General features: G+C 66.1%; 6 protein-coding genes and 1 tRNA gene. 5 read left to right on the forward strand and 2 right to left on the reverse strand.

The window, feature by feature from the left end:
• The first annotated feature begins 613 nt into the window (after positions 1–613).
• The 3 genes from CCE01nite_RS06040 to drmB are packed head-to-tail and all read left to right on the forward strand — an operon-like array spanning position 614 to position 10,358.
• On the forward strand, positions 614–5,371 hold the full coding sequence (locus tag CCE01nite_RS06040; protein ID WP_141372082.1) for a DEAD/DEAH box helicase: 4,758 nt from the start codon (positions 614–616) through the stop codon (positions 5,369–5,371).
• Positions 5,368–8,553, forward strand: coding sequence for a helicase-related protein (locus tag CCE01nite_RS06045; RefSeq protein ID WP_034624594.1), 3,186 nt, complete (start codon positions 5,368–5,370; stop codon positions 8,551–8,553). The genes CCE01nite_RS06040 and CCE01nite_RS06045 overlap by 4 nt, the downstream gene beginning before the upstream one ends.
• The gene (gene drmB, locus CCE01nite_RS06050; protein ID WP_034624596.1) at positions 8,550–10,358 is read left to right on the forward strand and encodes an MrfA Zn-binding domain-containing protein; all 1,809 of its coding nucleotides are present in this window, start codon (positions 8,550–8,552) and stop codon (positions 10,356–10,358) included. The genes CCE01nite_RS06045 and drmB overlap by 4 nt, the downstream gene beginning before the upstream one ends.
• Before the next feature lie 481 nt (positions 10,359–10,839).
• Here drmB and CCE01nite_RS06055 read toward each other — a convergent pair whose 3' ends face one another.
• Together CCE01nite_RS06055 and CCE01nite_RS06060 are read right to left on the reverse strand one after the other, a co-directional pair.
• The gene (locus tag CCE01nite_RS06055) at positions 10,840–11,205 is read right to left on the reverse strand and encodes a VOC family protein (RefSeq protein WP_034624599.1); all 366 of its coding nucleotides are present in this window, start codon (positions 11,203–11,205) and stop codon (positions 10,840–10,842) included.
• A gap of 393 nt (positions 11,206–11,598) precedes the next feature.
• Positions 11,599–11,681 (reverse strand) — tRNA-Leu (locus CCE01nite_RS06060).
• Between the two features lie 425 nt (positions 11,682–12,106).
• Here CCE01nite_RS06060 and CCE01nite_RS06065 point away from each other — a divergent pair.
• Both CCE01nite_RS06065 and CCE01nite_RS06070 read left to right on the forward strand, forming a co-directional pair.
• Positions 12,107–12,817 (forward strand): FHA domain-containing protein, encoded by a 711-nt coding sequence (locus CCE01nite_RS06065; protein WP_034624601.1) that lies wholly within the window; start codon positions 12,107–12,109, stop codon positions 12,815–12,817.
• A gap of 9 nt (positions 12,818–12,826) precedes the next feature.
• A complete protein-coding gene (locus CCE01nite_RS06070) occupies positions 12,827–13,348 on the forward strand; it encodes an FHA domain-containing protein FhaB/FipA (protein ID WP_034624603.1) in 522 nt (173 codons plus the stop codon).
• Positions 13,349–13,354 lie beyond the last annotated feature (6 nt).

The raw sequence follows: 13,354 nt of genomic DNA on the forward strand, positions 1-13,354 counted from the left end.
GTCACGGGGTGTGCACGCCACGCGTAACACGGCTGGTTGGAGAACCCGAAGACCCGCCAGGTGCCTCCGACGGGAATCCCGTCGGAGGCAAGCGCTCCGACCAGCGGGTAGATCTTCCTTGGGAGGACGTCCCGGGGGCGTGGACCGTCACCCGGCGCGGGATCTCGTTCTCTTGGTCGACCTGCTCAACCTGCTTGAGCCGGCGACGCAGCTCGCGACCTCGTCGTGATCGCGGGGCGCTGGGTCGGGCCCGTGGCTCCCCGAGCCCGAGCGTCGTCGTGGGCGGGGATCGCCAACCCCCTCACCAGGCAGGACTTGGGGATTCGGAAGCTGGGGGCGACCTGCGCCCGGGACCGCTCGCCGCGGCGACCGCGATCACGTCACGCCGGAACCCCGGTGGGTATGCGACTGGCACGATCCTGATCGTTCCAGCGAGGACCACGTCCCCGCTGGCCAGGAGTCAACCGGACCAGAGGCGGCCCGTCCTCTGGCGTGCCGAGACGAGCGCAGGCTCCGGGTGAAATTCGCGCATCGTCACCATCTGCTTGTGGCTTGAGCTCGGTCCGTCTCGGTGCCCCCGCTAGCCTGGCGAGAAATAGGTAGCCTGCCGACAGTGGCAGGCAGTCACGGAGGTCTGCCGAAGGTGTGGGGTACGCCGGATCTTGAGTTGCAGGAGCAGGTGCGAGAGCGACAGCGAATCACGATCGCGAACTACACCAACGACCCTGACCTCCTCGAGGAACACGTGGGCATGGAGGACAACTTCCAGGCGGGTGGCTACGGCGAACGCCAGATCGAGGAGCTCCTTCAGAACGCCATCGATCGACTTGTCGAGCCCGGACGTGTCGAGTTCCGGCTGGCTAACAGCACGCTGTACTGCGCAAACGAGGGCGAGCCTTTCGCGGCCGCAGGAGTCCGGGCCGTCACGGGCGCGTTCCTCAGTCCGAAAAGAGACGAGCAGATCGGCCGGTTTGGCCTCGGATTCAAGTCGGTACTCGGCGTTACAGACCACCCCCAGATCCTCAGCCGGACCGTCTCCTTTGGATTCAACGAGCCGGAGGCTGCGGAACTGTTCTCTGACCTGCCCTACCGTCCCGCGCGGGTTCCGACGCTGCGTGTGCCGAGCGTCATCGACGCCCGAGCGTCCGCCGCAGAGGACCCCAATGTGGCCGAGATGATGGAGTGGGCGACGACGATCGTTCGGCTTCCTCTTGTGCGCGGCGGGGTCCGACTGCGCGAGCGGCTCAAGGGCTTCGACTACCGGTACCTACTCTTCCCGGACCGGCTCAACCAAGTCGTGATCTCGCTCGGGGAGCGCGGAGAGGTCGTCTCTCGGTCGTACCGAAAGACCGTGGACCTCGACGCCGGGTTAGTCACGCTCAATACCCCCGATGGGGACGATGGAGTGTGGCGAGTGCTCCACCGCGAACATGACATCTCGCGGGGGGTCAAAGCCAACCTTCCCGGACTATTCCACCGCGACCGCGTTCGGGTGTCGTATGCGCTCCCTGTGGGCCAATCGCGGCGCGAGGACGGCGAGTTCTGGGCCTGGTTCCCGCTCCTGGACAAAACCACAGCTCAGGGCATCTTCAATGCGCCGTGGCAGGTGAACGACGACCGAACATCGCTCCTCCCGAGAAGCGAGCTCAATGGTGAGATGCTCGAGGTCGCCGCCGAGTTGCTCATCGACGCGGCGACGCTCGAGTCGACAACGACGGATCCGGCCAAGCACTTCGATGTGCTGCCCGCGCGTGGCCGTGAGGTACGTTCAGCCGCCGACGCCTACATGTCCGGGCGGGTGCCTCGGCTTGCTCGCCGACACCAGCTCATCCCGACCGCCTCGGGAGAGATGCGCAGCCCTGCAAGGGTGCGCGCGCCTTTCGTTGCGAACGCGAATGGCGACCGATCGTTCGCGCTGCCCGCCGAGGCGATTCGCCTTTGGTCTGAAGCCACAGAGGCAATCGACACGCCTCACTGGTCCTGTTACCAGACTCCGACGCGCGCTGCGCGCCTTACCCAGCTGCTGTCCGACGAGGACGGGAAGCTTTCGGCGACGCCGATCGCGCCCGCCGCGTGGCTTGCAGAAGCGGCAGCGCCGCGCACGCGCGAGGCCGTCGACGCGGCACTGACTATCTTCCTGAAGCTCAAGGAACAGCAGGAGCAGATCTGGCGCCAGTTCACCGGAGCCCTCGTTGTTCCCCTCGGAAGCGGCTCTATGGCGCGAATCTCGGACCTCGACAAGATCCTGCTCCCGGTAGAGGGCGTGCCCAGCCCCAACGTGCAGCTTGTCGCACCGACGTTCGCCTCAGACCCTGTGATCAGGGGCAAGCTTCTACGCCTCGGCGTCCACGAGGTCTCGCGCGACCAGGTTGCCATCGCCGCGGCGATGGCCGCGAATACCGCTTGGCTCGATGGTGATTGGAAGCACTTCTGGGAGCTGCTCGCTCAGGCATCGCCCGTCGCAGCGCGGACCGCGATCGAGAGCATCCGACAGCGCAGGATCGAGATCCGCGTGCCAACGACGGCTGGGACGTGGAAGCCTGCGTCGCAGGTCTTCCGCGATGCGAGCCAGGTCCCTGGCTTGCCCGAGCGCCACGTGGACCTGCCTGGCGTGATGGGGCGCAGCGACCTCTTGGGGCTTGCGGGTTGCCTCTCCGGTGTCGTCGAGGACTGGCCTGTGCACGAGGGCGCGGTGTTCGAGGAGTACCGGGCCGCAATGCGGGCGCGGCTTGAGAGGGAGCTAGCACCAGAGTACGGGCGGAACGTTCGGGCTAGCGTCCGCTTCGGGGCCCGCCAGGGCTCCGGACCGCTCGATATCCTGAAGGAACTCGCTCAGATCCGGACGTCGGAGGCCGACCTAGCTCGGGCGCGTCTCACAGCACTCATCTGTACGGCCATGCCCCAGCAGCAGATCAGCGTCTTGGTGGACGTCCGCGGTGCGCATCTGCCGCTGAAGGCCGACTTCGATGCGGTCGAGACGTGGTGCGTTAGGCAGTACGGGCTATTCGATAGTACCTGGGGGGCGAGGAAGTCGAAGGATGTCCTCGCCAGGGCGCTGATCGAGTACGGCGACCTGCTTCCGGTTCTCCGTGAGTCGTTCGCAGGGCACTTGACGCTGCCGAGCCGGCTAGACCAGATCCCCACTGCGATCCTGAGGGAGTTCCTGGAGCGCGGCGGATACGTCCTCGGCAGCGAGGAGCTTCTTGGAAGCGTTCTGGGCGTGGCGGCCGCTCGCCCCGAACTTGCTGGGGTGGCTGCCATTCCTGCGCTCGAGATTCGCAGCAATCTAGTGCAGGTCACTCCTATCAATCAGGTCGTCATTGCGGCATCTGACGAGCTCGAAGACCTGACCTCACATGGGCTTCGGTACATTCCGTCGGGTCCGTGGGACGCGGTGCTCTCGAACGCGTGGGGTGTGCAGACAGCCGCTGACGTCATCGCACGCTCAACCGACTGGGACGCCGTCGGCGATGCAGTTCCGGTCCCTGACGTGTACCCGACGCTCGGCCGAGTGCTTCCGTCGGGGTCCACGGTCGACGACGTGATGCTGCGTCGGTGCAGCTCTATCGTCCGACGTACCACGAGCCCCACCGGCTCTCGCGAGCAGCGACTCAGCGGACACGTGGACGGGCACACCGTGCTTGTCGATGCCGACCTATCGGACGTCGACGCGCTCGTGGAGGTCAGCAGGCTGCTGCGGCTCGGGCTCACGCGAACCGACGCCGAGGGCGTCATCGCAAGAGACGAGCGTATGCGCAAGAACGCTCTCGTCCAGAGGGTCCAGGCCGCGCCGACCGAGAGCGCGAAGCTCCTGGTGCTCGTCGGACGTGCTGGCTTGGTCGCGAACCTTCCTGATGGTCTCCTCGACATCATCGAGGGAAAGCAGGGCCAGCAGCCCGAATCGGCCGTCGCCGATCTCTTCCTCAGCACCTACGGCAATGACTCGCTACGGCGGCTCAAGGGCGCGATCGCTGCCAGGGAACTTGCGGTTCCGCGCGCCTGGGACGGATCCTCAGAGGCCGACGCGTTCGTCACCAACCTGGGATTCGCTCGGGCATTCGCGGGCATCCGGGAGAAGAAGGCACCCACAGTCGACATCGTTCCGGGTAAGGTTGAGCTCGAACCGCTCCACGACTTTCAAAAAGACCTGCTCAGCCAGATTCGTGAGCTAGTTCTCATTCGCGAAAAGGACGGCGATCACCGCAGGGGACTTCTCTACCTGCCGACGGGCGCTGGAAAGACCCGTGTGACAACCGAGTCGATCGCTCGGATGCTCCGGGACGACGAGCTTGCCGCGCCCGTCCTTTGGATTGCGCAGTCCGAGGAACTATGCGAACAGGCGATCGTCACTTGGACCGAGGTCTGGCGTGCCATCGGAGACGAGCGCCCACTCGAGATCACGCGCTACTGGGACAGCCATGAGGCGGATGAGTCCCTCCAGGAGCTTCAGGTCGTCGTCGCGACCGACGCCAAGCTCGCACAGATGATTGACAGCACAGTCAACAGACAAGCCCACCGCTGGCTGCAGGACGCCAAGCTCGTGGTCATCGACGAGGCCCACCGGGCTGGATCTCAGCGGTACACCAAGCTCCTCGACTGGCTCGGCATCGATCAGCGCCGGGGATCGCACACCGCGCGCCCGCTGCTCGGCCTCACCGCGACGCCCTACCGAGGCACCAACCCAGAGGTCAACAGGCTCTTTGCTCAGCGTTTCGGGGACCGGCGTCTCGACGCGCTCGATCCAGCGAAGCCGATCGAGCAGCTGCGTGAAATGCGGGTCCTTTCGAACGTCGAGCACCAACTCCTCGACTCGAACGTGAAGATCTCCGACGACCCGACGATAGGCAAGACCGGAGCGGTCGCGTGGGACGACGTCTCCCGAGCCATCCTCGACAAACTCGGCTCCAACCTCGACCGCACCCAACTTCTCGTCGATCACATCCTGCGTCAGGACCCCGAGTGGCCGATTCTTGTGTTCACGCCGTCCGTTGTGTCGGCGCACGTGACCGCTGCACTGCTTCGGTCTCTCGACCGCCCGGCCGAGGCCGTGGACGGAAAGATGAGAGGGCAGGAACGCCGGCGCAAGATCGAAAGCTTCAAGCACGGCAGGACCAAGGTCTTGGTGAATTGCGACCTGCTCACCCAGGGCTTCGACGCACCCAAGGTGCGTGCGCTCTACATCGCCCGCCCGACATTCTCTCCCAATCGATACGTTCAAATGGTTGGACGTGGTCTTCGAGGGCCGAAGAATGGCGGAACGGAGGAGTGCCTCATCGTCAACGTGGTCGACACTTTCGAGCAGTTTGACAGAGAACTCGCCTACACCGAGTTCGACTACCTCTGGACCAAGAAGGGGGTCGGAGCCAAGTGACCTCTTCCGGCCAGGCTTCATACATCGAGTACCTTCGCAACAACTTCATCGGGCCAAAGAATGGTGACGACAACGAGGTCATCGAAGGCGGCCCGGTCTACGCGTACCTCACCGGAATGCTCTTTCCCGCTGAGGTAGGGGAAGGCCTTCCTCCGGAGACTCTCGATGAGGACCTGCTCCCGAGCGAGACTCCACTCGACGAGGGAGAAGATTCGATCGATCCCTTCGAAGGCGAGGACGGGGTCGTTGATGACGACGACCTCGGGGGCCTGACCGCGGCGACCGGCTGGGCGCCGTCGTCGCTCGGGCTCTCCTTCATCCATGACGCCGACGAGTTCATAGTTCGAGTGCGCGCAGCGCGGTACGAGTGCATCGAGGTCGCAGAAGACGGCGACGAGACCGTGAACGTGCAGTCCGACCAGTCGGACGTCGAGGCCCATGTCGCAAATCAGGCTGCTGCTCTACCCAGTCGTGAGGCGTGGCGGCGCGTGCCGCTGCCGGAGACCGCGGTCTCCGTCACGACCGGTAGCACGGGCACCCACGTGCTGTGGGACGGACGTGCTCGCTTGCAGTGGCGCTCACGGCCTCAGCGGGACGAACCCATCGTCACCGTCGCCCTGTCGAACGCGGCAAAGGTTCCCCTCGGCCGCGCGAAGCGCGAGATGGCGGACGTTCTGTTTCAAGCTAGCTTTTCCATCGAGGTGGTCACGGGTGAGATCCGCCCCTACCCGGGCAGCGTCGTCGTCAACGCCAGCGACGAGGACCGTGAGCTCGACTACCGCTACCAGCAGCACACCAGTTACGCCGTCGGTCACGGCGTAGCGGGCACATGGGGAGCGGACCGGCCGGTTCAGAAGATCGAAACCGACTCCCTTCCCACGGAGACCGTGCCGCCCGTCAAGCGGCTCGAAATCGTCGACGACACGCTCAAGATGAGTTGGCTGGCCGACGAGCGTGTCGCCCCAGATCTGCTCCGCGAGAGGCTGATCGCCACTACGTCGGGCTACGCGGCATGGGCGGCGAAGCAGAGGAGCATAGCCGAGAGCGCCCGGCCCGACCAACTGCACGTCGCGAAGGCCATCGTCGACCGTCAGTACACCGCGATGGCACGCATCCGTGAAGGTATCGATCTGCTGGCGTCCGACGAGCAGGTTCGCAAAGCGTTCCGCATCGCGAACCTCGCCATGCGGATGCAGGCCGCGAGCCCCAAGAACCCCGAACCGGCATGGCGCCCGTTCCAGTTGGCTTTCATCCTGCTCGCCCTGCGCTCGACCGTTGAGGAGGAGCACGACGACCGCGAACTCGTTGACCTCATCTGGTTCCCCACTGGTGGTGGCAAGACCGAGGCATACCTCGGCCTCGCGGCGGTCGAGGTGGTTCGTCGCCGGCTCGCCCGCGGGCACGCGGGCGGCGGCACCGCCGTCATCACCCGCTACACGATGCGTCTGCTCACTGCGCAGCAGTTTCAGCGCGCCGCGCGACTAGTTTGTGCCCTCGAACTGCTCCGCCGCGATGGCGAACCGCTGAACGGCACGGCACCCTTCAGCATCGGGTTGCTGCTCGGGAACTCGACGACGCCGGGCACCTATTCCTCTGCGCAGAAGCAACTAGATGACGTTATGAACCAGCAGACACCGCAGAGCCCATTCCAGGTCCGCGTTTGCCCGTGGTGCGGCACCCCCTTGCTTCCTGCGCGACGCTCGAACCGCGCAGAGAAGTACGGCTTCCGGGCGACGAAGCACTCGTTCGTGGTGCGCTGCGTCTCGGAGGTCTGCCCGTTTGCCGAGGCCCTGCCGCTCCAGGTCGTCGACCAGTCGATTTACGAGAACCCACCGACGATCGTCGTCGCGACCGTCGACAAATTCGCGCGGTTAGCGTGGATTCGCGATGGCGGCTCGCTTTTTGGCCTGGACAATACGCCCTACGATCCACCGACTCTTGTCATCCAGGACGAACTCCACCTTATCTCCGGGCCACTCGGGACCATCGTCGGCATCTACGAGGCTGCGGTCCGAGCGCTTCTCAGCTGGCGTGGATCCAAGCCGAAGATCGTCGCCTCGACCGCAACCATCCGGTCTGCCGACGAGCAGGTGCGAGGGCTCATGGCCTCGCAGGTAGACGTCTTTCCCCCCGCGGGCGTCGGCGCTGACGACAGCTATTTCGCCAAGCTCGACACTGCGGCGCCAGGCCGTCTCTACGTTGGGCTCATGCCGCAGGCGTTCCCGCAAGCATGGGCCGTCGGTCAGGCATCCGGCCGGCTCCTCGCCGCGGCCGACTCGGTCGAGCTCACCCCGGCCGAGCGAGACGCGTATTGGACTCTCGTCCTCTACCACAACAGCCTGCGTGAGCTCGGCCGGACCGTGACTATTCTGCGTGACGACGTCCGGGACAACTTGCAGCGCGAGCACGAGCGGGGGCTCGTCGAACGAACGCTCTCGCCCGACGGCGTATTCGAGCTCACGAGCAACGTGAGTTCTCACGAACTCGTCGAAACATTGGAGCGTCTCGAGACGCGCGCCGATGAGGAAGGCGCAATCGATGCGATCGCTGCGACCAACATCCTTTCGGTCGGTATCGACGTATCTCGGCTCGGACTCATGCTTGTCAACGGGCAGCCAAAGACAACGGCCGAGTACATCCAGGCGACTAGTCGCGTCGGACGTGACAAGGTGCCGGGCATCGTCCTGGCCCTCTACCGATCAGGCAAGGCGCGCGACCGTTCGACGTTTGAGTCTTTCAGGAACTTCCATGGATCGTTCTACCGGTTCGTCGAGCCCACCTCGGTTACGCCGTGGGCGCTCCAAGCCCGGCGTCGAGCACTCCGGTCGGCCCTCGTCATAATCGCGAGGCACGCGATCGGATGGAGCGGCAACGATGATGCAGCCCTGTTCGACTCAGAGTCGATCCAGGTGAAGAAGGCAATCGGCCTGCTCGTCGATCACATCGCGATTGCTGACCCGCGGGAGGCCAAAGCGGTCGAGCTTGAGCTGCGCGCGGCGGCGGCGGACTGGAGCATGAGAGCGAAGGACAAGGGGCTGCCCTTGAGATACGAATCGCGACGAGACCCGAAAGAGCGACTCCTCAAGAACTTCGGGGATACGGGCCAGGGCTGGGCGACGATGCACTCGATGCGGTCGGTCGACAAGTCCGTGCGCATCCGGCCGATCGGAGAGAAAGCATGAGCAGGCGCATCCTTCAGGTCACCGTCGCTCAGCTAATTTCGCCGTTCAGTCCCGGAGCGATCGTCGATATCCTCGGCGAATCGTTCGTGACTCAGACTGCGGAGTACTGGCCGAAGCGCAGCTTGCTGCCCGAGATCGAGTGCGAGCGGCTCTCCTCCCGGCTCGGCGTCCAGAGGTTCTACAGCCCACCCGCAGCGGAAGACCCCGATGACCCGAAGTCAATTGCGATCAAGGTAGTTCGATTTCCCGCCTGGCTCTTTTGCCAAACGTGTCGGCGCATGATCAAGTGGGGCCCCAAGGAGGAGCAGGGCGCTGCACCCATATGTCCCCACGACTCCGGCCGCCTGGTCCCCATGCGTTTTGTCGTCGTGTGTCGCGAACGCAGCCACGCGACTGACGTGCCTTGGGTCGACTGGGTGCACCGTGCGGCCAAAGACGGAGTGATATGTACTGACGCGACGCATCTGCGCTTCCAGCAGGTTCGGGGCGGATCCCAGGGACTCTCCGGGCTCGAGGTCTACTGCGATGCTTGTCGAACGCGTCGAACTTTTGGCGACCTGCGAGCAGATGTGCTCACCCGCGAGGGACTTTCGTGCCGCGGCATCCAACCGTGGGAATCCACGTGGGGCCAGTGCGAGAGCCAGCTCGAGGTCGTGCAGCGCGGTGCGACGAGTTTTCACTATGGCGAGAGTGAAGCGGCGATCGACATCCCCTCGATGTCCGGCGTCGTGCTTGGTGTGATGGATCTAATCTCACAGCACCCGCTTTTCCTGGGGCTCAAAGAGACGTTCGACCAGCCGTACGCCCCTGGACTGGCGAAGACGATTGCGGACGACCTCGCAACACAGAGCCACGCCGTCGATGTCGCCGCAGTGATGGAGGCGGCGCGCGGAGCGCGTGGCGACGAACCTGACCCACAACGCACCCACGGCGTTCTGCTTGCGGAAGAGTTCCAAGCGTTCCGTGCGGCGGCCCACGACAAGGCCGACGAAGCAAACTTCAAGACGCGAGCCATGACTCTCGATCTCGCCTCGGACGACGTCGTCGAGCAGGCGCTGGCCTCACTATTCGACAGTGTGATCCTCGTCGACCGACTTCGCGAGGTACGGGCCGCGCTCGGGTTCAAGCGATACCGTCCCGACGCCCGCCTAGTCCCCTCCGTCACGAACACGGGGGAGGAGGCCTCGTGGCTCCCGGCGTCGGAGGGTTTCGGCGAGGGAATATTCCTGCGGCTAAACCCAATGGCGGTCGATGCGTGGGCGTCCGCCCGCGGCGTCGTTGCCCGTTCAGGAAAGCTCGCAAAGACGTTCACCAAATCTCGATTCGCGAACCGACTGCATCCCTTCTCTGCCCAGTACGTCGCCCTCCACACTTTGGCCCACGCCCTGCTGCGCGAGTTCTCGTTCACATCCGGGTACTCAGCCGCCTCGCTCCGCGAGCGCGTGTACTGCGAGGCGAACGGCGACTACGGCGTCTTCATCTATACGACGTCTAGTGATGAAGAGGGAACTCTCGGTGGCCTCGTCCGTGAGGGCGAGCACGACCGCATGGGCACCGCGCTGGCCCGGGCCGCAGAACACCTCAACTGGTGCTCGAACGATCCGGTGTGCTCGGAGTCGGCCCCCCAGAGCCTTGATGGTCTCAACCTTGCGGCCTGCCATTCGTGTCTTCTCGCTTCGGAGACGTCGTGTGAGGGATCGAACCTGCTGCTTGACCGCGTTCTCCTCGTTGGCAACGAGACGACACAAGGCCTCCTCAAGGAGGTCATGGATGCGGTCGCCCGGTCTTCGTGTCGACCACAATAGGGAGATTCCAGGAATAGCGGGACATGGACAGTTTTCTCTTGGTCGCAACCACCTCGAGCGGCTCTTCAGCCGCCCGGTCCCGACAGGAACCTCGGCGCCACCGTGCACGACGCTGCCGATGTCCAGGCGCGCCAGAAGGCAGTGGCCAGATCGGACTTACAAATCTCGCCACGACGCTGCTGAGCAACCCACTCACGGAGCCCTTGTTCACCCCGGATGGACGTGTATCCCGGTGTCTACGACCTCGCCGTGCTGGCGACGGTTCGCGCGATAAACTTAAGAACTACCAAGGTGGCTCTTCCGGGTCCGGCCCGAAGCGCTATCAGATGACACGGCCACATGGGGCACCAACGGCCCTTCGTGCGCCTCACGCGGAGTCGCAACAGAGCGGCGCTTCAGACTTGGCTTGGGGAACCGCACCGATCTTCGACGTGTGGCCCGTCGTGGCCGACGTGCCGGGCCCGGGTGCCGTCCCGGCGCGTCAGCAAGCGCCGTCGGGGTTGACCACGGACGCCCACCGGTGCCCCCAGACGGCGTCCCACGGCTTCACGGTGCTCCACACGCCCGTGGCGACGAGCTCGGCGTGGAGGGTGTCGACCTCAGCCGAGGTGCCGAGCTCGAACGCGAGCGAGGCGCGTGCGCTACCGCCGGTCGGACGCCGCCGGCCGGGGACGTACGTCACTAGGGAGGACTCGGTATCGAGCATGGGGCGCGGCCACGAGGAGAGCTGTGCCTCCTCGTGGTCGTCGGTGTCCGACGGGAACGCGACACCGAGGCGGCGGTAGAAGGCAACGCTCGCGCGCATGTCGGCGACGACGAGCCCGAGGGCGGTGGGTCGTGGCTCCATGCACGGACGCTACGAGCAGGGTCGGACACGAGCGCCCGAGCGGCCCGACGGAGGGCGGGGGGCGGGACTGCCGGCTGGGGATCGCGGGACCGGAACCGCGGAGCCAGCCGCGAACGGGGACCGCGGCAGGGCTCCAGGCGCCACTAGGCCCACGCCAGGCCCCGCACCGCCTCGCGTCAGCAACTGCCTGACGACGCCACCGCACGATCGCCGGCGTCAGCATGCCCGCACTGCACGCCACGGATGTGAAGTTGCCCCTCTGAGCCGTGCGCGAGCGCCTCAAGAAGGCCACCCGTCGACGCCACAACGCCAAAACTCCCGGCCAGAGAACCCTGACCGGGAGTTTCAGTACTACCAGGGCGTCCCTTTCGGGAACCGCCCATCTGTCACCTGTGCGCGAGGGGGGATTTGAACCCCCACGCCCTTTCGGACACTGGCACCTGAAGCCAGCGCGTCTGCCGTTCCGCCACTCGCGCGCGCCGCAGAACGTTATCACGGTCTGGCGACGCCTCGGCACCACGCTGCGGCACCCCGGCCCAGCTTCTCACCACGACCGCGAGAGGCCGCCGATGTCGTCGGCCTGCCAGGCTGGCTCCCTTGCCGCACCCACACCGGGCTCTCGCCACGCGGCCCGCGACGACACCCCAGCCGACCCACCCCCACACCCCCCGACCAACCTCACGAACACGCCCCCATCACCACATCCACCCCCCAGATCCCGAACGACTCGACAGGATCAGCCCCACGAACCCGCCCCGAGGCCCCCACCGCGGATACGATCAAGGCCGATACCGGATCCGGCCCCGCCCGCGCACCCCCCACGGACGCGAGCACCACCGACCCGGCACCCAGCAAGCCGCCAGAACCACAGGCACAACCGACGCACGAGGGAGGTGAGGGCGTGGGCATCCTCGACAAGTTCGAGCACGGCGTGGAACGAGTCGTGAACAACGCCTTCGCCAAGGCGTTCCGCAGCGAGGTCAAGCCGGTCGAGCTCGCGAGCGCCCTGCGCCGCGAGGTGGACGACCGCGCGGCCGTCGTGGACCGGGACCGCACCGTGGTGCCGAACGAGTTCACGATCGAGCTCTCCCCCGACGACCACGCGCAGGTCGACGCGTGGGGTGCGGAGGCGCTGGCCGACGAGCTCGCGGCCAACGTGACGGACCATGCGGCGAGCCAGCGCTACGCCTTCGTCGGGCCGGTCACCGTCCAGTTCAGCGAGCACGACGACCTGGAGACAGGCCGGTTCCGGATCCGCAGCGCGACCGTGCGCGGCGCTGTCGCGCCCGCATCGGCGGCGGCGACCCCGAGCACGCGGCACCCGCTCGTCGACATCGACGGCCAGCGCTACCTGCTCACGGGCCCGGTCACGGTGATCGGCCGCGGCTCGGAGGCGGACATCATCGTCGACGACCCGGGCGTGTCCCGCCGGCACCTGGAGATCCGCGTCGGGCCGGACGGGGTCGTCGCGAGCGACCTCGGGTCCACGAACGGGCTGTACGTCGAGGGCCACCAGGTCCCGGCGGCCACGCTCCTCGACGGCAACACCCTGACGATCGGGCGCACGCGCATCATGTTCTGGACGGGCGCGTCCGATGACCGGGACGAGTGAACGGCCGGTATGTCTGAGCTGACGATCACCCTCCTGCGGCTCGGCTATCTCGTCCTGCTGTGGCTCTTCGTGGCCTCGGCGATCGGGGTGCTGCGCCGCGACCTGTACGGCACGAAGATCGTGGACCGTCGGGGACGCCCCAAGGGCCCGGCCTCCGTGACCCCCGGCCAGGCGGCACCGCCGTCGCCCAAGTCGCCGGCGAAGGGCCAGCAGCCCCGCCCGGCCAAGCCGGCCAAGAGCGCTCCCACCCGCCTCGTCGTGACCGAGGGCCCCCTGCGCGGCACGACGATCCCGCTCGGCGCGTCGTCGGTCCTGATCGGCCGCGCGCCGTCGTGCACGCTCGTGCTCGACGACGACTACTCGTCGTCCCGGCACGCCCGGATCTTCCCGCAGGACGGCGGCTGGTTCGTCGAGGACCTGGGGTCGACGAACGGCACGTTCCTGGGTGACACAAAGGTCGAGCAGCCGACGCCCGTGACCCCGGGGGCGCAGGTCCGCGTGGGTCAGAGCGTCCTCGAGCTGCAGAGGTAGCGCCGC

The sequence above is a fragment of the Cellulomonas cellasea genome (assembly GCF_006538745.1).
Taxonomy (GTDB): Bacteria; Actinomycetota; Actinomycetes; order Actinomycetales; family Cellulomonadaceae; genus Cellulomonas_A; species Cellulomonas_A cellasea.